Raw genomic sequence first — 20,969 nt, 5'->3', positions numbered from 1 at the left:
CTTCCGCGAACTGGCCCACCGGATCACACCTGCCGTTCCTGAACCTTCGCGGCAGACAAAGGGCCGCGGCTGTGCCGCCTGTGCGGCGTCTTCTCCCAGTGATGGGGCTTCCAGTAGAGCTGCCAGATGCAGCGCCACGCAGCCACCGACATCAGACACCAATAGGCCGGGGTCCATGCGACCCGCTTCCAGAAAGCGGGGCGCTCGGTTTTCTGCAACGTTAGCCACCCGAGCAGCAGGAAAGCTGCGTGCCCGAGAACCACGTTCACCAGGTCAATGTAAAGCAGTGACTGCTGGAAGGTCTGAAACTCCCCGCCCAGCATCAAATAGACGATGACGCCGAATGCGGTCAGGAAGAAAAAGCCATAGGCCAGCGCCGAAAGAACCATTCCCGCAAACAGAACCTGCATGATCCCGAACGAACCCAGCCCAAGCTCCCTTGCTGTCAGGTGCGGATTACGCATATGGACGAGCCATGTTTGCGCCCACCCCTTGAACCAGCGTGTGCGCTGCGGTAGCCAAGTGCGCACATCCGTAGGCGCATCTTCCTGCGTCGGGCTCCAGATGACACTGGCACGATAGCCGAAACGGCTCAGACGAGCGCCGAGATCGGCGTCCTCGGTAACATTGTAGGGATCCCAGCCGCCTGTCGCTTCCAGTGCCGCACGGCGAAAATGGTTGGAAGTTCCACCCAGCGGAAGCATCAGACCGCGCCGCGCCAGCCATGGCAGAACCGCCCGAAACAGCGCCGCATATTCCAGCGCGAACATCGCAGAAATCCAGCTCTCCCGGCTATTGGATATGGTCAGCGGCGCCTGCACACAGGCCAGCTTCTGGTCAGCGACCTTGAAAGCATTCCAGGCTTCCACCAGCTGAAACGGATGCGGCCGATCTTCAGCATCATAGAGCGCCACAAACGCGCCGGAGGTCATCGGCAGGGCATAGGAAAGCGCCTTGGGCTTTGTGCGCGGCCCGCCCGAAGGCACTTCAATCACTTCGATATAGGGACGCAGCTCCTGCGCGCGAAGCGCTGCAAGCGTTTCATGGTCATCCGCTTCGCAGACCAACTTGATTTCCAGCTTGGCGCGCGGCCACACGATCTTGCCAAGCGACATCAGAAGATCGGGAACGATCTCGGCTTCCTTGTAAAGCGCCACCAGAACCGAATAGACCGGCATTTCTGCTGGCCTGATCGTACTGAAGCGCGGACCCGGGGAGCGTCGCAAGCCAAGACCGACAACCACCCGAAGCAACACGCAGGAAAGGAACGCCAGCGAAAACGCGCCATGCAGAACCAGCAGCGTGGCGGAAGGCGCAAAAACGGCGGCAAAGAGCAGCGACACCACCCCAGCACCCAGTGCCGCCCCCTGCCAGGCATTCACCACGATGCGTGCCGACATCTCCGGGGCTTCCGTGAATAGCCTCTCCGTGGCGACCCGCATCAGCGTGCCCTGCGAGCGCCTGGTGATCGCATCCCGCAATGCGCTGGGCTGAACCACGCGAATGCGCTTCGACGCCCGCGGATACCGCTCCACAAAAGAACGCAATGCGGGAATGTTGAGTTGGTCAGGTGCGATCAGGACGATGGACTGCCCACGCGCATCAACAGAAAGGCTGACCCGCGCGCCACCGCGACGCGCCAGAGCCGCCAGCCCCTGCCACCCACGCATGACAAGCGCATCGGCATCGGGGTTGCGCAGAAAGGACAATCCCAGATTGTCGGCCAGCGCCCGAAAAAGCGCCTGCTCGGGCACCAGGCCGGAAGCAAGCAGTTCCGTTTGAAACGAAACGCCGGCAAGGTTCGCCCGCGCTTCAATGCGCTGCGCTTCCGCCTCGGTGATCGAAAGTGTTTTGAGAATGGGCAGCCAGTCAGATGCTGGTGACGGCGTTGTCACAACAGGCATTTCGCCTGTTCCACCAGACCGATCTGAACCAGATGAACGGCCAGAGGCCCAGCCTGTCTTTGACATATTCATCAGATGGTCCATGACAACCACCTAATTCAATGTGAACGCGTTGCTCTCGGTAAACGTGAAACTTCGTCTTCTAGGAAATCCAGGCCAGAAAGACCAAAATTTAAAACACAGCAACGATACGAATACGCTCCCAACAATCGAACGATCCATTCACCTCACCATTGAATGATTAATCTATCAATTCGATTTCCCCGCCTTTCAGTTTGGATAAATCACCCATCATCGTCAACCAGAAATAGAATTATATAAAAAACACGCCTTAATCGAAGACGCCACAGCGAATGGCCTCGGCAACCGCATGCACACGATTGGCAGCGCCCAGTTTCGTCTTTGCATTCAGGAGATGCTTTTCCGCTGTATGCTCGGAGATCCCGAGAATCTGCGAAACCTCCCATTCGGATTTTCCGAAAGCCGCCCATTCAAGACACTCTTTCTCTCTCGGCGTCAGGCGCGGCGCTTCCCCAAGGCGATAAAGCGTGTGACCGGGACCAAGCTTTCTCTTGGCCTGCTCGATGTGATGCGTGACCTCGTCATGATCGATGCACAACCGCTCGGAGATTTCACAATGAGAGCGACCACGGGCGGCGAGCTGAAGGCATTCCTTTTCAAGCATGTCCAGGTCGCCATATCGATCCGCGCCGCGCAATCCGAGCGCATGGGCAACGGCACAGGTTGCCGCGAAAGAGACGACACCGAGATCCTTCTTGGAAAGCTCGGCCTCTTCCCCTCCGAAAGACATGATGATCTGGCTGCCTTCGAGGGTAGGAAAAGACATCGCAATGCCGTCAACCAGCTTGAACCCCTTGGCCTCGCTCATCATTTTCGATGTCTGACGGGTTTCCTCGACATCATTCAGGATATCGCGCCACAAAACGGCATTTCCGCTTTCGCGGACATGTTTTACGATCGGGTCATGAAAAATGTATCCGCGCGAGACATATCGGTCGATCCATTCCTGGGGCCAGCTGCTCAGAACGAGGTGCCCAACCTGGTCTCCGGGTGCGGCTCCTCTGGGCGGCAGCGTCCCCGCACACACCGTATGCAGCCCGAAACGCTGCGTAAAAGCGATCAGGACGTTGCAAATCGCTGCCGGTGTCTGCGCCTTCTGGATAGCGTCAACAAAAACCCGCGTTTCCCGGAAATCACCCATACATGCCTGTCCCTGCCCCACATTCCTCGCGACTCACCCCCAGAATGCGGACAATTCGCCTTTGTCTTAAACAATAAAGCCTATCGGTAATAACAATGGAATTGTTCCATAGACAAAAAAAATCAGTAGAAGCAACAAAACATAATTCGTCGGCTACTATTCTATGAGAAAAATGCTGCACCGCAACAAGGCAATCCTTGCAATCATTTTGACGCTTGCATCAATACCTGCACCGGCAGAAGAAGCGACGCCACCAGCCTTCACGGATCCAAAGCAGCAGCTGTCAAAACCGGATATTTCATCGCTTTCCAGACTGCGTTTTCTCACAACGGTCGATTTTTATCCGTTCAATTATCTGGACGAGGAAAACCGGATCAGTGGCGTTCACATCGATCTCGTTCGACAGATATGCGGCGTGCTCGGCATCTCGGAACGATGCCAGATACAGGCGCTGCCATGGAATGAAATCGGTCCGGCGATTGAAAACAGTCGTGCCGAAGCCGTCATCGCCGGACTGGCGATCACCGAGGAGAACCGCGAGCGCTATCTTTTCTCGCGCCCCTATCTGCGTTTTCCGGCAAGGCTTGTGACGCTTCGCTCGGCCCCTCTGGCCGAACCGCTCCATGAAGCGCTGAAGGGCAAGCGCATCGGCGTCATGGATGAAACCGCCCACGAACTGCTACTGCGCAACCTTTTCACGGAGGTGCAAAGCGTCGTCTACACGCGAAACGACTGGCTCCACGAAGATCTGAAATCCGGGAGGATCGATGGCATATTCGGCGACGGGGTGAAGCTGGGCTACTGGCTGGCGAGCAGGGATGCGCAGGACTGCTGCGTCTTTTCCGGAGGCGCCTATTTCGCACCCGAATATCTCGGTCAGGGGCTTGCCGTGGCGGTTCCGAAGGACATGCCGCAACTCGTCGAAGCCATCGACTTCGCATTGCAGAGCATGAATGCGACCGGCGGCTTCACCCACACCTATCTGCGATACTTCCCGGTCGACTTCTATTAGGCGACCTAACGTCGGCGAAGGCTGCGGAACGGCAGCACCAGCATCCACACGAGCTGCGCCGTGAAACTGCCGCGATAGTCCGACAGGCCGATTTCGATGTCGTCATGCCCGCGCTTCGGCTGCGCGATATAGGTGCCGAAAAGGCGATCCCAGAACGGAAAATTGAACCCGTAATTGGAATCCGTCTCCCGCCTTATGGTCGAGTGATGCACGCGGTGCATGTCCGGCGTCACCAGCACAAGACGCAGGATCCGGTCGAGCCCGAGCGGGATTTTCACATTGGAATGGTTGAACATGGCCGTGCCGTTGAGCACGATCTCAAACAGGAGGACTGCCAGAACCGGCGCGCCCAGCAGCACCACGATCGCCGCTTTCCAGAGCATGGAGACGACAATCTCCAGCGGATGGAAGCGCAGCCCCGTGGTCACGTCGAAGCCATTGTCGGCGTGGTGCATGCGGTGGATACGCCACAGAAGCGGGATCTTGTGGCTCGCCACATGCTCCAGCCACACCGCGAAATCCAGAATGATGAATGAGATGACGCCGGCAAGAAGCGGATGGACGCCAAGGGCATGGAAAAGCCCCCAGCCCTCCGCCTCGACCCACATGGCGGCCCCCACGGCGGCGGCGGGAAACACCACCCGCATCATCGCGGACGAGATCAGCACCATTGAAAGATTGGCAAACCATCGGCGCGATTTCAGCGCGCCGACCATTTCGGGTCGCTCGAGCCGCGGCGACCACAACTCGTAAAGCGCCATGATCGAAAAGATGCCGACAAAGGCGAAGAGGCGGATGGCCGCTTCGGAGAAGAGAAAAGAAGTCATGCCGCCATTATTCCGTAGCGCCGTTCAAACGCCAGTCACATGCGCTTGAACGGCCATATGTGTCAGCCGAGCGCCCGCTTGCGCGCCTGCGCCGTGCGCTCGATGGCGGCGGCGACCAGCGGCTCCAGATGCAGCCTGCTGCGCACGATGTGCAGCAGGCGCTTTTCTTCCGGTTCCACATGCCGGTCTGCTGCGACAACCTCGACAGCCAGCGCATAGGCGGTGTCGTGCAGCCTGGCAGGCACGGTGTCGCGCACGGCGTTCAGAATACGCTCAAGCCCGTCATCTTCCTGAAGGATCTGCTGGCACTGCCGCGCCACCTCGATAATCCGGTTGTCGTCGAACTCCTGAAAAACCGGCCAGGAGCGGATCGTGTCGCCGATAATGGCAAGTTCCGCATCGGTCATGTCGCGGTCGGCGGCCGACATGACGACCATCAGGTAAATCAGGGCTTCGTGGGCGGACGGCTGCGCCATCTTGTTCTCCGCTATCACAATAAGGGAGCCTGAAAGTAGGTAGCCGGGCGTCATGCCGCAATGAAAAATCGTCGCTTCGATTGACGCACCGGCTGAGCCGCCTTACAGGCTTGGCCCTTGATCGAAACGAAATTCTGGAAAGCGACATGACGACGGCAAGCCAGGACGCGCTTGAATTGACGCCCGAAGTGATTGAGGCCGCAGCCGACAGCAAGGCGTGGCCCTTCGAAGAGGCGCGCAAAATCGTCAAACGCTACGAAGGCGGCTTCCCCGAAACCGTGCTCTTCGAGACGGGCTACGGCCCCTCGGGCCTGCCGCATATCGGCACTTTCGGCGAAGTGGCCCGCACCTCCATGGTGCGCCATGCCTTCCGCGTGCTCACCGAAGACAGGATCAAGACCAAGATCCTGTGCTTCTCCGATGACATGGACGGCCTGCGCAAGGTGCCGGACAATGTGCCCAACAAGGAGATGCTGCGCACGCATCTGGGCAAGCCGCTGACAAAGGTGCCGGACCCGTTCTCCAACGAATACCCATCCTTCGGCGCGGCCAACAACGCCCGGCTTCGCGCGTTCCTCGACCGGTTCGGCTTCGACTACGAGTTCGCTTCTTCGACCGAGTACTACGCCGCCGGCCGCTTCGACGAAATGCTGCTCACCATGCTCGAGCGCTACGATGCGGTGATGGACATCATGCTGCCATCGCTGCGCGAGGAGCGCGCGCAGACCTATTCGCCCTTCCTGCCCATCCACCCGAAGACGGGCGTGGTGATGCAGGTCGCTCTGGAAGAGCGCAAGCTCGACGCAGGCAGCATTGTCTGGCGCGATCCCGAAAGCGGCGAATTGTTTGAGACGCCCGTGACCGGCGGCCACTGCAAGCTGCAGTGGAAGCCCGACTGGGCCATGCGCTGGGCCGCGCTGGACGTCGATTACGAAATGTCCGGCAAGGATCTGATCGACAGCGTCAAGCTGGCAGCGCAGATCTGCGCAGCACTTGGCAAGAAGCCGCCGGAAGGCTTCAACTACGAACTGTTCCTGGACGAGAACGGCCAGAAGATCTCCAAGTCCAAGGGCAATGGCCTGACCATCGACGAGTGGCTCGCCTATGCCCCGACCGAGAGCCTCTCGCTTTACATGTTCCAGAAGCCGAAAGCGGCCAAGAAGCTCTATTTCGACGTGATCCCGCGCGCGGTGGACGAGTATTACACCTTCCTGTCGGCCTATGACCGTCAGGACTGGAAGAACCGTCTGGGCAACCCGGTCTGGCACATCCATGACGGCACACCGCCGGAAATCGAACTGCCGGTGCCGTTTGCGCTGCTGCTCAATCTGGTCAGCGCCTCAAACGCGCAGAACACCGACGTTCTGTGGGGCTTCATCTCGCGCTATGCGCCCGGCGTCACGCCGCAGACGCATCCCGAGCTGGACCGTCTCACCGGCTATGCGCTGCGTTACTTCGAGGATTTCGTGAAGCCGTCCAAGGCGTTCCGCGCGCCCGACGAGGTCGAGCGCGAGGCGCTTGCCGGCATCAACGAAGCCCTTGGCGCACTGCCGGCCGACGCCGATGGCGAAGCCATCCAGAACGCCATTCTGGATGTGGCGCGCGGCATCGAGCGATATCAGGACCACAAGCGCAAGAGCCCGAATGGCGGGCCGGGTGTCTCGGTCGCCTTCTTCCAGATGCTCTATCAGGTGCTTCTGGGCCAGGAACGCGGCCCCCGCTTCGGTTCCTTCGCAGCGCTTTACGGCATCGCCGAAACGCGCGGCCTCATCACTGCCGCGCTCAACGACGAGCTGTCGGCCTGACAAACGGATCTGGCCTTTTCGCGCTCCCTGAGTCGCGCTTCTTGAGCGGGAAGAGGCCAGTCCCTTCAATATCTCGGATTACGAACCGGAAGGCCCGCCGCTGAATATGCCCTTGCCGGCATTGCGGGCCGCCTTCGCCTCTTCGGCGTAAGGGCCATCTGGGCTTGCGAGCGCCCAGCCATTTTCCACCAGCCAGCTGCCCACATCGTAACCGGCGAGCGAACAGCGCATCGGCGCATCGCTCTCATTATCGGAAGCAGCCTCATTCGCCGCCCCGCCTTCCGCATGGCACTCCAGCGCGCGCCCGCGAAGCCAGTAACGAAACGCCGTCCGCGCCCGCTTGCCGCAAAGCCATGCGCCGCCACTGCTCGCATCACAGGACTGGTCCGCGCCGATGACGCGGATGCCGGCAATCGTGATGGTGCGCCCTTCGGATTCGAACATGCCCGCCGCAATGGCGACAGGCCGATAATAGAGCGTGTCCTGCGGCTTGGGCTCGGGAGCGGGGCCCGCCAGTTCACTGAGCGGTGACCGGGGCTGCGCCCGTTCAAGCCCGGTGGAATCGATCGGCGGCGGCGCGACAAGCTCCGGCGCGATGACACGCGGCTGCCGACGCTCCTGCGCCTGCGCGGAACCGGGCGTCAGAAGTGCAGCAGCGCCAGAAAGAAGCGCCAGTGAAAGAACGCCTGCCCTCTTCATTACTGGCTCGCCCACACAATACGCGCCATCCATTCCATCTGCGTTTTCTCGATCACACGATTGGGATGTTCGGGGTTCAGCGAAAGCAGTTCGACCTGCTCGCTGGTCTGCCGCAGCAGAACCTTGGCCATGACCTCGCCGCCCGCCGTCTTGACCACCACACGATCGCCACGCCGTAAGCGGGCCGTGGGATCGACGATCAGCGTGTCGCCGTCACGATAGAGCGGCATCATGGATTCACCCTGCACCTGAAGCGCATACGCGCCTTCGCGCGCCGCGCCCGGCAAATCCACCTGCTCCCAGCCCTCGCCGAGCGGGAACCCGGCATCGTCGAAGAAACCGCCGGCGCCCGCCTGCGCAAAGCCGATCAGAGGCACGCTGGACGGTGGATTTCCATAAGGTTCGGTGGGCCTAGCGTCACGCTGCAGAAGCGCAAAGAACTCCGACAGCGTCGTGCCCGTGGCAAGCATGATCTTCGACAGGGATTCGGTTGACGGCCAGCGCGGGCGTCCATCGGCTGAAAGGCGCTTCGACTTGTTGAAGGCAGTCGAATCCAGGCCTGCCTTCCGGGCCAGACCGGAGGCGGAAAGCGAGTGACGCGCCGCCAGCGCGTCTATGGCTGCCCAGACCTTGTCGTGCGAAAGCACGCGACACATCCTTCCGGTATCAAAGAGACAGGAAAATATACCTGTCTTTTGCTTTTAGCGCCGGCGGCAGGGCTTGTCCACAAACCCATGCTTGCCGCCAGACGCGCCACACCCGCAAATTAAGCCGACTTACTATCAAGTGACATTGCGGGCTTCCCTGCACCATGCAGGGGGCATCACGTCACGGTCAGCGCGGAGCGCGCTTGGCCAGAATACGCTGCAGTGTGCGGCGATGCATGTTCAAACGCCGCGCCGTTTCCGAAACGTTGCGGTCGCACATCTCATAAACCCGCTGGATATGCTCCCAGCGCACGCGGTCGGCGGACATCGGATTTTCCGGCGGCGCAACCTTTTCGCCCGACTGCCGCGTCAGGGCGGCGTAGATGTCGTCGGCATCGGCAGGCTTTGCCAGATAATCGACAGCGCCAAGTTTCACCGCCGTCACGGCCGTGGCGATGTTGCCATAACCGGTCAGAATGACCGTCCGCGCATCCTTGCGCTTTTCGCGGATGGTGGCCACCACGTCGAGGCCATTGCCATCGGCAAGGCGCATGTCGACCACGGCGAAAGCCGGCGGCGTGGCCCTTGCGCGCGCAACGGCTTCTTCCACGCTCTCGGCCGTTTCCACCGTGAAACCACGGCTTTCCATCGCCCGCGCCAGACGCGTCAGAAAGGGTTTGTCATCGTCAACGATGAGAAGGGAGCGGTCTTCGCCCAGAGCGGCGTCCGGGTCTTCCACGGTGTCGCTTGTCATATCCAACACGTTCAGCACGTTACTCTTCCTAGAATCTTTCTAGCCTAAATCTGTCAGCTTTCCAATTTAGGACTATTTTCGCCCATTTCCAGATTGTTATCCGGAGCAACAAATACGGCTCTGGGCCAGATAACCTCGGCATAAGCGCCTTTTCCGCTTTCAGCGAGGTTACCAAAACGAATCTGTGCGCCCGAGCGCTCGAGCAGTGTCTTGGCGATGAACAGACCAAGCCCGAGCCCGCCGCCGCTGCTGGAGCCCGGCGCGCGCTTGGACATATAGGGTTCGCCGATCCGGTCAAGGATTTCAGCCGGGAAGCCGTGTCCGTCATCGATCACCAGAAGGCCGACCTTGTAGGAATCCCAGTGCCAGCGGATCGTCACGCTCTCTTTCGCGAAGTCGACCGCGTTCTCGACCAGATTGCCAAGCCCGTAGATCACGCCCGGATTGCGCCGCCCCACGGGCTCCGGCCCGTCGGTCACGCCGGGCTCCAGACGGATATCGATGCCGAAATCGCGATGCGGGGCCGCCGTTTCCTCGATCAGCGAGGTGAAGGGCTGCCGCGCCATATGCGCCTCGCCCTCCGATGACAGGCTGGTGAGCTGGCGCAGGATCTCGCGGCAGCGCTCGCTCTGGGTGCGCAGGAGCGTCACATCTTCGCTGAAGCGGTCGTCATTGCCAAGCGCACGCTCCATCTCGCGCGCCACCAGCGCAATGGTGGCAAGCGGGGTGCCGAGTTCATGCGCGGCGGCAGCAGCCAGACCATCGAGCGCCGAAATATGCTGTTCGCGCTGCAGCACGAGTTCGGTGGCGGCGAGCGCATTGGCCAGAAGCCGCGCCTCCTTCGCCACCCGGTAGGCATAAACACCGGTAAACGCGATGCTCGACACCACGGCGATCCACACGCCGATGATGTAGATCAGGGGCATCACCAGCTCCGTCCCCGGGAACCAGGGAAGCGGGCGATGGAACACGGCGAGCGCCGTTGTCAGCGCCACCACCAGAAAGCCAAGAAGCGCAGTCCAGCGCAACGGCAGCGATGTGGCCGAGATCACCACCGGCACCGTCATCAAAAGCGAGAACGGGTTGGTGAGACCGCCCGTCATGTAGAGCAGGCCCGCAAGCTGAAACGCATCGAATGTAAGAATGCCGAGAGCGGGCAGCGGTGCAAGCCGGTGCGCCACTGAATATCTGAGCGCCAGATGCACGTTGAGCCAGGCGGATGCCGCGATCAGCGCAAAGCACATGCCCACCGGCAGCGGGAAGTCGAGCCCGAAGGCGACAACGATCACCGCCGCGCTCTGACCGATGATCGCCAGCCAGCGCAGCTTGATGAGCGTGTTGAGCCGCAGGCCGTGGCTCGGATCGTGTGCCCTGATATCCTCAAGCATGGCGGCGTTATGGGGGAAGTCCGCCCGCACTCCAAGAATTATTTTTTGCGCGGTTTGGCGCGATGTGTCGCGGCTGCGTTCGCCGGATCTTCCGGCCAGACATGCTTGGGGTAGCGCCCGCGCATGTCGGCGCGCACATCCGCCCACGATCCGGCCCAGAAGCCCGGCAGATCCCGCGTGGTCTGGATTGGCCGGTGCGCCGGCGACAGAAGCTCCAGCTTGAGCGGAATGCCATCGGCCACCGTCGGGTGTTCGGTCAGACCGAAAAGCTCCTGCACGCGGATCGCCAGAACCGGCCCCTCCGCCTCGTAGCGAATGGGCACATGGCTGCCCGAAGGCGCGTCGTAATGGCTGGGCGCCATCCTGCCGATGCGCCTTTGAAACTCGTGCGGCACCAATGCAGTCAGCCCTTCGCGCAGGATGTGCGGCGCCAGTCTGGAAAGCGACGCCTCGCCGGTGAGAAAGGGCAGAAGCCACTCATCCAGCCGGTCGAGAAGCGCCTCGTCGGACATGTCCGGCCATGGATCGCCCTTCGCCGCATGAAGCCAGGCAAGCTTGCCCCGAAGCGCCTTCGCCTCCCTGTCCCATGGTAGGAGCGACAGCCCGTTTGCCCGAACGGCGTCGATCACCGCGCGGTCGGCGGCAGCGCCCGATGGCGGCGGCAAAACCTGCTCGGCCAGCACCAGCGCGCCCAGCCGGCGCACCCGTCGTTGCCTGAGCGTGCCCGCGCTCCGGTCAAAGCGTGTCTCGGTAACCTCCTCGATCAGATGTCCGAGTGCCGCCACGATCTCTTCTTCGTCAATCGCCGCTGCCGAGGCGATGCGCGCATTCTGCGCCCGCCCCTGCAGATCGGCGACGACCAGAAAGGCGCTGCCGGCAAGCCGCTCCTCCGGGGCAAGCACGCCGCCACGACCATTCGCCATGACGAAATGCCCATGTGCGCCCCGCGCCTTTGCAACGCGGTCGGGCCAGGCGTTGATGAGCAGAGCGCCCGCATGCGGCGCATCGCCGGCGCGTTCGCCGCCGGCCGCCTTGGCAAGCCGCGCGGCCAGTCGGCGCGCCTGCTCCGCCCGCGCACCCCGCTCCCTGCGGAAGCGCTGCAACCGGTCGTCCAGATCGGCAGACCGGCCACCCAGCCCGCGCTCCGACAGGAGAACGGCGAGTTCGGCTGCGGCCAGCGCGTGTCCATCTTCCGCCGCGCGCGCAACCATATGCGCCAGGCGCACCGGCAGGGCGAGCCTGCGCATCGCTTCGCCCGCCGCCGTCAGCCGCCCCGCCTCGTCCAGCGCCTCAAGCCGCTGCAAGAGGCCGCGCGCCTCGGCAACCGCCGCAGCCGGCGGCGCGTCCAGAAAGGAAAGAGAAGCCGGATCGCTCACACCGAAGGCAGCGCAGTCGAGCAACAGGCCCGACAGATCCGCCTCCAGAATTTCCGGCGGCGTGAAGGCGGGCAGCGCCGCCGTCTGTTCCGCCCGCCAGAGCCGAAGCGCAATGCCCGGCGCGGTGCGCCCCGCGCGGCCCGCCCGCTGATCGGCGGAAGCACGCGAGACGCGCACCGTTTCAAGCCGCGTCAGACCCGTTGAGGGCTCGAATTTCGGCAGCCGCGACAGGCCGCTGTCGATCACCACGCGCACACCGTCAATGGTAACCGAGGTTTCCGCAATGGCCGTCGCCAGAACCACCTTGCGCCGCCCCGCATCCGCCGGGCGGATGGCCGCATCCTGCGCCCGCCCGTCGAGACCGCCATAAAGCGGCGTGATGTCCACATCGGCGGGCAGCCGTTCGGCAAGACGCTCCGCCGTTCGCTCGATCTCGCGCTGACCGGGCAGGAAGGCGAGCACGCTGCCCTCCTCCTCCGCCAGAACCGTGCGCACCGCCCGCGCCATCGTTTCCTCGATGGCCTCGCCGGCGGGCCGTTCCGCATGGCGCAGCTCGACGGGAAAGCTCCGCCCCTCGCTTTCGATCACCGGCGCATCGCCAAGAAGCGCCGCCACCCGCGCGCCATCGAGCGTGGCCGACATCACCAGAAGCCGCAGGTCCGGCCGCAATGCGGCCTGCGCATCAAGCGCCAGCGCCAGCGCGAAATCGCCATCAAGCGAGCGTTCGTGAAACTCGTCAAACAGCACCGCCGCGATGCCGGAAAGCTCCGGATCATCGACGATCATGCGCGCGAGAACACCTTCCGTCACCACGAGAATGCGCGTTCTGGCGGAGACCTTCCGCTCCATGCGCATGGCGTAACCCACTGTCTCGCCCGGCTCCTCGCCAAGGATCGCCGCCATGCGCCGGGCCGCAGCCCGCGCGGCGAGCCGGCGCGGCTCCAGAAGCACGATGCGCCCGCGCGACGCCCATTCGGCGTCCAGAAGTGCGAGCGGCGCAAGCGTCGTCTTGCCCGCTCCCGGCGGTGCGACCAGCACCGCCTTGCCCTGCGTCTCCAGCGCCGCGCTCAGCGCCGGCAGCACTTCCGTTACCGGAAGATCGGGGAGTTTCAGTCTCTCCATCACGCGCCAATCCGCACGATGTCGCCGCCGGCGGCCTCCGCGTCGGCCTCGTCATGCGTCACCAGAAGCACCGGCAGCCCGCTATCGCACGCCTTGGAGAAGACCAGTTCGCGGGTCTGTGCACGCAATTCAGCATCAAGCTTGGAAAAGGGCTCATCCAGAAGCAGGGCGCGCGGCGAAGAGGCCAGCACACGCGCCAGCGCCACCCGCGCCTTCTGCCCGCCCGACAGCGTTGCCGGATCGCGCGTCTCAAGCCCCGCAAGGCCCACGCCCTCAAGCGCCTGTGCGACACGCTCCGCCCGCGCCGCGCGGCCGCGCACCGCCTCAGGCAGCGCGAACATCAGATTGCCGCCCACACTCATATGCGGAAACAGAAGCGGATCCTGAAAAAGCACGCCCACATGCCGGTCTTCAGGCTTCAGCGCCGTTACCTCGGTTCCATCGACGAAAACCCTGCCGCGCGCCGAAAACACCGGATCGAGAAACCCGCCAATATAGGCGAGCAGCGTGGATTTTCCCGCACCCGACGGCCCCATGACCGTCAGCACCCCGCCGGGCGCAACCCGTCTGGTCAGCGAAACGATCTCGCGCCCTTCAAGCGCAATCGTCACCCGGTCGATGAAGAGTCCGGCTTCCGTCAAATCCCGTGTCCGTTCAAACATGCATGTCGCGATACCGGCGGAATATCAGCGCCGGTACGATTGTGGCAACGGCAAAGCCGGCGGCCGGCAGCACCATCTGCATGAAGGCATAGATGCCGATCACGCGGCGATTGCCACCCGAGGCGAGCGCCACCGCCTCCGTGGTGATGGTCGTCAGCCGCCCCGCGCCGATCAAAACCGTGGGCAGATAGAGCCCCACCGACACCGAAAAGCCGATGGCCGCAACGGCAAGAAGCGGCCGCGCCAGCATCGGCAGGCGGATCTGGAAGAACCGCCGCACCGGCCCCTTGCCCAGCCCCGCCGCAATCTGGTCGTAGCGCCGGTCAAAGGCCCGCCAGGGATCTTTCAGGGCGAGCCAGGCATAGGGCAACACGAAGACGAGATGCGCGAAGACGAGCGCCGCCAGCGTCGCCTCCACACCGGTCAGGATGAAGAGAAGCTGGAGCCCGAACAGGAACGCCACCTGCGGCACCAGAAGCGGCAGATAGAGAAGCGCCAGCGCGCCCCGCCCCGGCGGACGCCCCATCTCATCCTCCCGCACGAAACACAATATGGCGATCACCGCCGCAACGGATGTGGAAATGAACGCCACGAACAGCGTGGTTGCCAGCGGCGCCACCAGATTGGGCAGAACCCGCATCCAGTTGCGCAGATCGAAGCGCGCCGGCAGCAGGTCGGGATATTGCCACAGGCCCGCCACCGACCACAGGCCGAGCGCCACAAGCCCGGCAAAGATTGCGCCGGCAGACACAAGCATCGCGGCCAGCGCGCCCCAGCGCAGAACACTGTCGCGCCGAAAGCGCCGCCCGGCGCAGGAAAACCGGTCGCGCAGCCGCGCGCCGAGCTTCTCGAAGCCGATCCAGATCAGGATTGCGGCGGCTGTGACGCCCAGTTGAAGCACCGCCCCCGCCGACGCCAGAAAGCGCATGGAGAGGTCGGGATCGTTCATCCAGTCGACCAGCCGAACCGCCAGCGGCGCGGGCGTGGTCGGGCCCAGAATGGCGGCCACATCCACCACCGATGTGGCAAAGGCGATGACCGCGAAAACGGGCAGACGGATCTGCGGATAGATCGACGGCCAGAGGCCGAACACGAAACCGGAGATGCGCCCATATCCCATTGATGCAATGAGTGCCCGCATGCGCGCCGGCTTCACCTGCGGCAGTGCGGCCAGCGTGACGAGAAGCAGGAACGGAATTTCCTTCACGATCAGGCCCGCCATCATCGACAGGCCGAACGGATCATGCACGATCAGGAGGTCGGGCGGGCGCTCCCAGCCGGTCAACCCCGGTGAGATCAGCCGCGCGATCATGCCCGACGGCGCAATGAGAAAGGCGAGCGCGAAGGCGCTGGCCGCGTGCGGCACGGAAAGCAGCGGCGAAATCAGATGCTGGATGCGTGCAAAGAGCTGCGTGCCGCCCCAGGCGGCGGTGAAAAGCATCACCACCGCAAGCGAGATCGCCGCCGTCGCAAGCCCGCTGAAGAGGCTCATCAGCGCCGACATGAAAATGGCCGGCTCGGAAAACAGCATGGCGAAGGGCGCAAGCCCGAACTCCATGCCACCCAGCGCCGGCAGATAGCCGAAGGCCGGCAACAAAGTGCCGGCCAGCCCGAACGCGACCGGAACGGTCAGAAGCCCGATGGCGAGAAAGGGACCGAGGCGCGTCAGCATCAGGCTGGTCCCATGCCTTGGCTAATTTCCAACCCCATAGCGCCGTTTCCACTCGGTTTCGATGCGCTCCATCCAGCTCGGATGCGGCTCGTCCAGCGCCGGGCCGAGTTCGTCGGGCCGCAGCGTTGCGACGCCGAGATCGATGGCGTCGAAGCGGGCGCGGTCATCCACATCCAGCCTGTCGAGCGCGAGCACCGTCGGATCGCCCCAGATGGCTGGATCCTGCTTGCGCGCCTGCGCTTCGGGCGACATCAGGAAATTGGCAACCACCAGCGCCCCCGCCTTCGCCGAAGCATTGTAGGGGATGGTCAGGAAGTGGGTGTTGGCCAGCGTGCCGCCGGGAAAGGTGAAGGAACGCACCGTGTCCGGCAGCTCGCCATTGGCAATGGCGTTCGAGGCTTCAGCCGGATTGAAGGCGAAGATGATGTCGAGTTCGGAATCGGCCAGAAGCTGCTTCATCGCCGGGTAATTCTGCGGATAGGCACGGCCGGAGCGCCACATGGCCGGGTTCAGCGCATCGAGATAGTCGAAAAGCGGCTTTGCCACCTGATCGAACGCATCTTCATCGACCGGTTTTTGCAACACTGCCGGGTCTTCGACCGTTTCGGCCAGAACCTGCTTCAGGAAGGAAGAGCCGATGAAATCCGGCGGCTGCGGATAGGAGAAGCGGCCGGGGTTTTCCTGCGCCCATTTCAACAGCCCGTCGGCATCCTGCGGCAGGTCTTCCACATGGATGCGCGCGGTGTCGTAGAAGAAGACGAGTTTCGCCATGCCCCACGGGCTTTCCAGCCCTTCCACCGGCACGGTGAAGTCGGTGCGGATGGTCGGCTTGTTCTCGACATCCACAAAGGCCCAGTTGGGCAGTTTTTCCGCCCAGCCCGGCGAGAGGATCAGCCCCTGCTGCTTCATGGCGGCGAAGTTCTCGCCATTGATCCAGATGAGATCGACCGTGCCGCCCGCATCGCGACCGGCAGCCTTTTCCGCCACCACGGTGGCGACCGCGCTTGCGGTATCCTCAAGCTTCACATGTCTGAGCGTCACGCCGTAGCGTTCTTTCAGCGCGTCACCCGCCCACTCGATGTAATCGTTGATGTTCTGCGAACCGCCCCAGGCGTTGAAATAGACCGTTTCGCCACGCGCATCCTTCAGAACCGCATCCCAGTTCGAGGGATCGGGCTGCGTCGTATCGGCGGCGGCTGAAACCGCGCCAATGGCCAGAAGTGCAGTCGAGAATAGCAGTGCGCGCAAGCGAAACCCCTTTGTTGCCCTTGTTTGAAACCCGTTGGGATAGAGCACGTCAGGGCGGATCAAATCAACGCAAACCACCTCGCGTTGCGGTCACTTCGCGGTGAGTTGTGGGTGATGGGCGCTCTCAGCCGGTCTCGTCCGCGCCGGGAATGTGTAACTCGATACGGTCGGCGGCAAAACGGGTCTCGGAATACTGCACGGGCTGTCCCTGCGCATCCACATTGATGGCAATGGTCACCAGAACGATCGCGCCGGGCGAAAGCTGCAGGTCTTTCAGATCGCCCGCTTCTGCGTGCCGGGCTGTTACAGTGGTGCTGTGGCGCAGATAATCGGCAAGGCCCAGTTCCCGGAACGAGGCCGTGATCGAGCGCGTTCGCGAAAAAATTTCCGCCATGCCCGCAAACCGCTCTGCGTCGAACCAGCCACGGGCGCGGGAAACGGGCCGTCCATCGGCATGCGAAAGCGTCTCCAGCCGGATCACCGGCGCGCCGGGCGAAAGACACAACGCCTTTGCAACATCAAGGCTCGCGGGCTCCACCGCATGATCGAGCAGATCGGCGGCGAGCCCGCGCGACTGCCCCGCCAGCCCTTCCGAAAAACGCGTACGGCTGCGGATGGGATAGGCCAGCCGCCTGCGTCCCTCGATAAAGGTGCCGCGCCCCTGCTCTGCGCGTAAAACGCCTTCCTGCACAAGCGCCGCAATCGCCGTGCGCACCGTGTGCCGGTTGACGCCAAAGCGCTCCGCAAGCGCCACTTCCGGTGGCATGCGCCCTCCCTGCCCCAGAAGACCTTCACCGATCTCGCGCCGCATGCGGTCGGCGATCTGCCGCCAGAGCGCAACGCCGCTGCGCCGCTCGATCACCGCTTCCTTTTTCTTCGCCTGCGCCAAAATCCCGTTCTCCCCGGCTGCGCTGTCATCAACGCGTCATGGACACCCGTTAGGCAAAACCCATAATATGTTTGGTTGTCTAGAACAATAGACAAATTGGCGAACGAGGAAGGAGACATCATGGTCTCACGACAGGAAAGACAGGCGGTCACCGAGCGGCGGCGCGAAGCGATGGCGGTGCTGGCCATGGCGAGCGGCGCCGATCTCATGCAGCTCTGGAACGAAGCCGGGCTGCCCGACGAGGCCGAAACGCTGCGCGGACCTGAAACCGGCCTTGTGACCGTTCGCGGCCGCATGGGCGGCGGCGGCGCGCCGTTCAACTTCGGCGAAGCCACCGTCACGCGCGCCACCGTCAAGCTTCCCGGCGGCGAGGTTGGCCACGCCTATGCGCTTGGCCGCGAGAAAATGAAGGTGCGGGTTGCCGCCCTCATCGACGCGTTGCGCCAGCAACCTGACCTTGAAGCCCGGATCGAGGAGAAGATCCTCGCGCCGCTGCGCGCCCGCCGCATCGAGGCCGACGCGACCCGTCGCGCCGAAACGGCGGCCACCAAGGTCGACTTCTTCACCATGGTTCGCGGAGAGGACTGATGACGCTCGATTCCATCGCCATCGAAGGCGGTTTCCAGAACCCGGTCTTCGACGCCCAGACCATTTTCCGCGCCGTCATGCAGGCCATGGCCGAGCCCGGCACGATCCATAAGGGCATTGCGCTCGCCAAGCCGCCCGCACCGCTGACGCCGGAGGCCGCAGCCGTCGCGCTGGCGCTTTGCGATCAGGACACGCCGATCTGGCTTGACCCCGCGCTTGCGGGCGACGAGGCGGTGCGCGCCTGGCTCGCCTTCCACACCGGCGCGCCGCTCGCCAACACGCCGGCCGATGCGCATTTCATCCTGGCGGCCGATCCCGAACACCTGATCGGGCTGGAGAACTTCGCCCAGGGCTCGCAGGAATATCCCGACCGTTCGGCAACGCTCGTTCTTCAGGTGAGCGATCTTTCGGGCGGCGAGGAACTGGTTCTCGACGGCCCCGGCATCGAAAGCGAGGCGCGCCTCGCACCCCGTCCCATGCCGCGTCACTTCACCCGCCAGTGGGCGCAGAACCACGCCCGCTTTCCGCGCGGCATCGACCTGATCCTGGTCAGCCGTGAGGGCCTTGCGGCCCTGCCCCGCTCCACCCGCATCACCAGCCAGGAGGCCTGAGCCATGTATGTAGCCGTCAAGGGCGGCGAAGCCGCCATCCAGAACGCGCACCGGCTTCTGGCCGACCGTCGCCGCGGCGACCGCAACCTGCCCGCCATCACGCTCGAACAGATCGCCAGCCAGCTTTCGCTTGCCGTCGACCGCGTCATGTCCGAAGGCTCGCTTTACGACACCGGCCTCGCGGCACTTGCCGTCAAGCAGGCGCGCGGCGACATGATCGAGGCGATCTTCCTTCTGCGCGCCTACCGCACCACCCTGCCGCGCTTCGGCTATACGCGCCCCGTCGACACGGCGGCGATGCTGGTCGAGCGGCGCGTCTCCGCCACCTACAAGGATCTGCCCGGCGGGCAGCTTCTCGGCCCCACCTTCGACTACACGCACCGTCTGCTTGACCCGGAACTGGCCGAGGACGCCGAACCGGCAGCGCCCGAGGCGCGCAGCGAGGCCGAAGAAGCCATGCCCCGCGTGTCCGACATTCTCGCCAATGAAGGCCTGATCGAGGAAGACGGCTCCCTGCCGGAAGACCGCGAGCCCGGCGACATCACCCGCGAGCCGCCGGAGTTTCCCATGGAGCGCGACCAGCGCCTTCAGGCCCTGTCGCGTGGCGACGAGGGGTTCCTTCTGGCGCTCGGCTATTCCACCCAGCGCGGCTATGGCCGCAACCACCCCTTCGCCGGCGAGATCCGCATTGGCGAGGTGGATGTGGAGATCGACGTGCCGGAACTCGATTTCCCGCTCACGCTCGGCCGCATCCGCGTCACCGAGTGCCAGATGGTCAACCAGTTCAAGGGCTCGCAGAAAGTGCCGCCGCAGTTCACCCGCGGCTACGGGCTGGTGTTCGGCCAGTCGGAACGCAAGGCCATGGCCATGTCGCTGTGCGACCGGGCGCTGCGCGCCAACGAGCTGGATGAAGACATCACCGCACCGGCGCAGGACGAGGAGTTCGTCATTTCGCACTGTGACAACGTGCAGGCGACCGGCTTCGTCGAGCACCTGAAGCTGCCGCACTATGTCGACTTCCAGGCCGAGCTCGGTCTGGTCCGCCAGATGCGCCGCGAATACGAGGAGCGCCGCGAGGGCGCAGCCGCAGACACCGAGCGCCGGGAGGCCGCCGAATGAACGCCCACACCGACAACATCGCCCAGTACAATTTCGCCTATCTGGACGAGCAGACGAAGCGCATGATCCGCCGCGCGATCCTCAAGGCCATCGCCATTCCCGGCTATCAGGTGCCCTTCGCCAGCCGCGAAATGCCAATGCCCTATGGCTGGGGCACCGGCGGCGTGCAGGTCACCGCATCCGTGATCGGAACCGACGATGTGCTCAAGGTCATCGACCAGGGCGCGGATGACACCACCAATGCCGTCTCCATCCGCGCCTTCTTCCAGAAGGTCGCCAATGTGGAGGTAACCACCCACACCGCCGACGCCACCATCATCCAGACGCGCCACCGCATCCCCGAGGAACCGCTGAATGCCGGTCAGGTGCTCGTCTATCAGGTGCCCATTCCCGAGCCACTGCGCTTCCTCGAGCCACGCGAGACCGAGACGCGCAAGATGCATGCGCTTGAGGAATACGGCCTCATGCATGTGAAGCTCTACGAGGACATCGCCCAGCACGGCCACATCGCCACCACCTTCGCCTACCCGGTCAAGGTCGAGGGGCGTTACGTGATGGACCCCTCGCCGACGCCGAAATTCGACAATCCGAAAATGCACATGTCGAAGGCGCTCCAGCTTTTCGGCGCAGGCCGCGAAAAGCGCATCTATGCCGTTCCGCCCTACACGCGGGTCGAAAGCCTCGACTTCGAGGATCATCCCTTCGAGGTGCAGACCTTCGATGAGCCCTGCGCGCTGTGCGGCGGCACGGATGTCTATCTCGACGAAGTGGTTCTCGATGATCGCGGCGGGCGCATGTTCGTCTGCTCCGACACCGACAATTGCGAGGCGCGCCGCGCCGAAGGCCATCGCGGACATCTGTCCGGCGAAGAGGCTGCAACGTGAGAAACGACAGCGCATCGATGACAGCGCCCGGATCGCGGTCCTCCTCCTTCTCCCCGTCGGCGGG

At 63.4% G+C, this 20,969-nt stretch carries 19 protein-coding genes; 6 read left to right on the top strand and 13 right to left on the bottom strand.

Annotated elements, in window-relative coordinates; all coding sequences use genetic code 11:
• Positions 1 to 23: 23 nt before the first annotated feature.
• Positions 24 to 1,904, bottom strand: coding sequence for a glycosyltransferase (locus tag DEJ54_RS07395; RefSeq protein ID WP_113154006.1), 1,881 nt, complete (start codon positions 1,902 to 1,904; stop codon positions 24 to 26).
• 331 nt (positions 1,905 to 2,235) lie between these two features.
• The gene (locus DEJ54_RS23690; protein WP_113154005.1) at positions 2,236 to 3,126 is read right to left on the bottom strand and encodes an autoinducer binding domain-containing protein; all 891 of its coding nucleotides are present in this window, start codon (positions 3,124 to 3,126) and stop codon (positions 2,236 to 2,238) included.
• A 163-nt stretch (positions 3,127 to 3,289) separates the two neighbouring features.
• On the opposite strand from DEJ54_RS23690, the gene DEJ54_RS07385 reads away from it, so the two are divergent.
• Entirely contained in the window at positions 3,290 to 4,138 is an 849-nt protein-coding gene (locus tag DEJ54_RS07385) for a transporter substrate-binding domain-containing protein (RefSeq protein WP_245447727.1), read from the top strand.
• Between the two features lie 5 nt (positions 4,139 to 4,143).
• Here the strand turns inward: DEJ54_RS07385 and DEJ54_RS07380 are convergent, their stop codons facing one another.
• Positions 4,144 to 4,965 carry a sterol desaturase family protein gene (locus DEJ54_RS07380; RefSeq protein ID WP_113154003.1) on the bottom strand — a complete coding sequence of 274 codons (822 nt, stop codon included), beginning with the start codon at positions 4,963 to 4,965 and terminating at the stop codon, positions 4,144 to 4,146.
• A gap of 62 nt (positions 4,966 to 5,027) precedes the next feature.
• Complete coding sequence (locus DEJ54_RS07375) at positions 5,028 to 5,441, bottom strand: tellurite resistance TerB family protein (RefSeq protein WP_113154002.1); 414 nt, start codon at positions 5,439 to 5,441, stop codon at positions 5,028 to 5,030.
• A 146-nt stretch (positions 5,442 to 5,587) separates the two neighbouring features.
• On the opposite strand from DEJ54_RS07375, the gene DEJ54_RS07370 reads away from it, so the two are divergent.
• The gene (locus tag DEJ54_RS07370; RefSeq protein ID WP_113156143.1) at positions 5,588 to 7,246 is read left to right on the top strand and encodes a lysine--tRNA ligase; all 1,659 of its coding nucleotides are present in this window, start codon (positions 5,588 to 5,590) and stop codon (positions 7,244 to 7,246) included.
• A 78-nt stretch (positions 7,247 to 7,324) separates the two neighbouring features.
• Here the strand turns inward: DEJ54_RS07370 and DEJ54_RS07365 are convergent, their stop codons facing one another.
• From DEJ54_RS07365 to phnF, 9 genes are all read right to left on the bottom strand, one after another.
• Positions 7,325 to 7,945, bottom strand: coding sequence for a thermonuclease family protein (locus tag DEJ54_RS07365; protein WP_245447725.1), 621 nt, complete (start codon positions 7,943 to 7,945; stop codon positions 7,325 to 7,327).
• Positions 7,945 to 8,592, bottom strand: a complete 648-nt coding sequence (locus DEJ54_RS07360) for a helix-turn-helix transcriptional regulator (protein WP_113154000.1) — start codon at positions 8,590 to 8,592, stop codon at positions 7,945 to 7,947. Before DEJ54_RS07360 ends, DEJ54_RS07365 begins: the two co-directional genes overlap by 1 nt.
• Before the next feature lie 187 nt (positions 8,593 to 8,779).
• A complete protein-coding gene (locus tag DEJ54_RS07355) occupies positions 8,780 to 9,346 on the bottom strand; it encodes an ActR/PrrA/RegA family redox response regulator transcription factor (protein WP_113153999.1) in 567 nt (188 codons plus the stop codon).
• A 53-nt stretch (positions 9,347 to 9,399) separates the two neighbouring features.
• The gene (locus DEJ54_RS07350; protein ID WP_113153998.1) at positions 9,400 to 10,734 is read right to left on the bottom strand and encodes an ActS/PrrB/RegB family redox-sensitive histidine kinase; all 1,335 of its coding nucleotides are present in this window, start codon (positions 10,732 to 10,734) and stop codon (positions 9,400 to 9,402) included.
• A 38-nt stretch (positions 10,735 to 10,772) separates the two neighbouring features.
• Positions 10,773 to 13,232: an ATP-dependent helicase HrpB gene (gene hrpB, locus DEJ54_RS07345; protein WP_113153997.1), complete on the bottom strand. Its 2,460-nt coding sequence runs from the start codon at positions 13,230 to 13,232 to the stop codon at positions 10,773 to 10,775.
• A complete protein-coding gene (locus tag DEJ54_RS07340) occupies positions 13,232 to 13,894 on the bottom strand; it encodes an ATP-binding cassette domain-containing protein (RefSeq protein WP_162742228.1) in 663 nt (220 codons plus the stop codon). Before DEJ54_RS07340 ends, hrpB begins: the two co-directional genes overlap by 1 nt.
• Positions 13,887 to 15,566 carry an ABC transporter permease gene (locus DEJ54_RS07335; protein WP_113153995.1) on the bottom strand — a complete coding sequence of 560 codons (1,680 nt, stop codon included), beginning with the start codon at positions 15,564 to 15,566 and terminating at the stop codon, positions 13,887 to 13,889. Before DEJ54_RS07335 ends, DEJ54_RS07340 begins: the two co-directional genes overlap by 8 nt.
• Before the next feature lie 21 nt (positions 15,567 to 15,587).
• Positions 15,588 to 16,814 (bottom strand): ABC transporter substrate-binding protein, encoded by a 1,227-nt coding sequence (locus DEJ54_RS07330; RefSeq protein ID WP_113153994.1) that lies wholly within the window; start codon positions 16,812 to 16,814, stop codon positions 15,588 to 15,590.
• Positions 16,815 to 16,938: 124 nt separating this feature from the next.
• On the bottom strand, positions 16,939 to 17,703 hold the full coding sequence (phnF, locus tag DEJ54_RS07325) for a phosphonate metabolism transcriptional regulator PhnF (protein ID WP_113153993.1): 765 nt from the start codon (positions 17,701 to 17,703) through the stop codon (positions 16,939 to 16,941).
• 120 nt (positions 17,704 to 17,823) lie between these two features.
• Here phnF and phnG point away from each other — a divergent pair, with 120 nt between their 5' ends.
• The 4 genes from phnG to DEJ54_RS07305 are packed head-to-tail and all read left to right on the top strand — an operon-like array spanning position 17,824 to position 20,905.
• A complete protein-coding gene (gene phnG / locus DEJ54_RS07320; protein ID WP_113153992.1) occupies positions 17,824 to 18,291 on the top strand; it encodes a phosphonate C-P lyase system protein PhnG in 468 nt (155 codons plus the stop codon).
• Positions 18,291 to 18,902: a phosphonate C-P lyase system protein PhnH gene (phnH, locus tag DEJ54_RS07315; RefSeq protein WP_113153991.1), complete on the top strand. Its 612-nt coding sequence runs from the start codon at positions 18,291 to 18,293 to the stop codon at positions 18,900 to 18,902. Before phnG ends, phnH begins: the two co-directional genes overlap by 1 nt.
• 3 nt (positions 18,903 to 18,905) lie before the next feature.
• Positions 18,906 to 20,021, top strand: a complete 1,116-nt coding sequence (locus DEJ54_RS07310) for a carbon-phosphorus lyase complex subunit PhnI (protein WP_113153990.1) — start codon at positions 18,906 to 18,908, stop codon at positions 20,019 to 20,021.
• Entirely contained in the window at positions 20,018 to 20,905 is an 888-nt protein-coding gene (locus DEJ54_RS07305; protein WP_113153989.1) for an alpha-D-ribose 1-methylphosphonate 5-phosphate C-P-lyase PhnJ, read from the top strand. The genes DEJ54_RS07310 and DEJ54_RS07305 overlap by 4 nt, the downstream gene beginning before the upstream one ends.
• Positions 20,906 to 20,969 lie beyond the last annotated feature (64 nt).

Origin of the sequence: Nitratireductor sp. OM-1 (assembly GCF_003296175.1) — a bacterium.
In the GTDB taxonomy this organism is placed as follows: Bacteria; Pseudomonadota; Alphaproteobacteria; order Rhizobiales; family Rhizobiaceae; genus Nitratireductor; species Nitratireductor aquimarinus.
This window is presented reverse-complemented; position numbering and strand designations above follow the sequence as displayed.

What these genes read in the sequence shown, in the direction of transcription:
- DEJ54_RS07395 (WP_113154006.1), bottom strand. Translation starts at nt 1,904, where the DNA reads ATGCCTGTTGTGACAACGCCGTCACCAGCATCTGACTGGCTGCCCATT.
- DEJ54_RS23690 (WP_113154005.1), bottom strand. Translation starts at nt 3,126, where the DNA reads ATGGGTGATTTCCGGGAAACGCGGGTTTTTGTTGACGCTATCCAGAAG.
- DEJ54_RS07385 (WP_245447727.1), top strand. Translation starts at nt 3,290, where the DNA reads ATGAGAAAAATGCTGCACCGCAACAAGGCAATCCTTGCAATCATTTTG.
- DEJ54_RS07380 (WP_113154003.1), bottom strand. Translation starts at nt 4,965, where the DNA reads ATGACTTCTTTTCTCTTCTCCGAAGCGGCCATCCGCCTCTTCGCCTTT.
- DEJ54_RS07375 (WP_113154002.1), bottom strand. Translation starts at nt 5,441, where the DNA reads ATGGCGCAGCCGTCCGCCCACGAAGCCCTGATTTACCTGATGGTCGTC.
- DEJ54_RS07370 (WP_113156143.1), top strand. Translation starts at nt 5,588, where the DNA reads ATGACGACGGCAAGCCAGGACGCGCTTGAATTGACGCCCGAAGTGATT.
- DEJ54_RS07365 (WP_245447725.1), bottom strand. Translation starts at nt 7,945, where the DNA reads ATGAAGAGGGCAGGCGTTCTTTCACTGGCGCTTCTTTCTGGCGCTGCT.
- DEJ54_RS07355 (WP_113153999.1), bottom strand. Translation starts at nt 9,346, where the DNA reads ATGACAAGCGACACCGTGGAAGACCCGGACGCCGCTCTGGGCGAAGAC.
- DEJ54_RS07350 (WP_113153998.1), bottom strand. Translation starts at nt 10,734, where the DNA reads ATGCTTGAGGATATCAGGGCACACGATCCGAGCCACGGCCTGCGGCTC.
- hrpB (WP_113153997.1), bottom strand. Translation starts at nt 13,232, where the DNA reads ATGGAGAGACTGAAACTCCCCGATCTTCCGGTAACGGAAGTGCTGCCG.
- DEJ54_RS07340 (WP_162742228.1), bottom strand. Translation starts at nt 13,894, where the DNA reads ATGTTTGAACGGACACGGGATTTGACGGAAGCCGGACTCTTCATCGAC.
- DEJ54_RS07335 (WP_113153995.1), bottom strand. Translation starts at nt 15,566, where the DNA reads ATGCTGACGCGCCTCGGTCCCTTTCTCGCCATCGGGCTTCTGACCGTT.
- phnG (WP_113153992.1), top strand. Translation starts at nt 17,824, where the DNA reads ATGGTCTCACGACAGGAAAGACAGGCGGTCACCGAGCGGCGGCGCGAA.
- phnH (WP_113153991.1), top strand. Translation starts at nt 18,291, where the DNA reads ATGACGCTCGATTCCATCGCCATCGAAGGCGGTTTCCAGAACCCGGTC.
- DEJ54_RS07310 (WP_113153990.1), top strand. Translation starts at nt 18,906, where the DNA reads ATGTATGTAGCCGTCAAGGGCGGCGAAGCCGCCATCCAGAACGCGCAC.
- DEJ54_RS07305 (WP_113153989.1), top strand. Translation starts at nt 20,018, where the DNA reads ATGAACGCCCACACCGACAACATCGCCCAGTACAATTTCGCCTATCTG.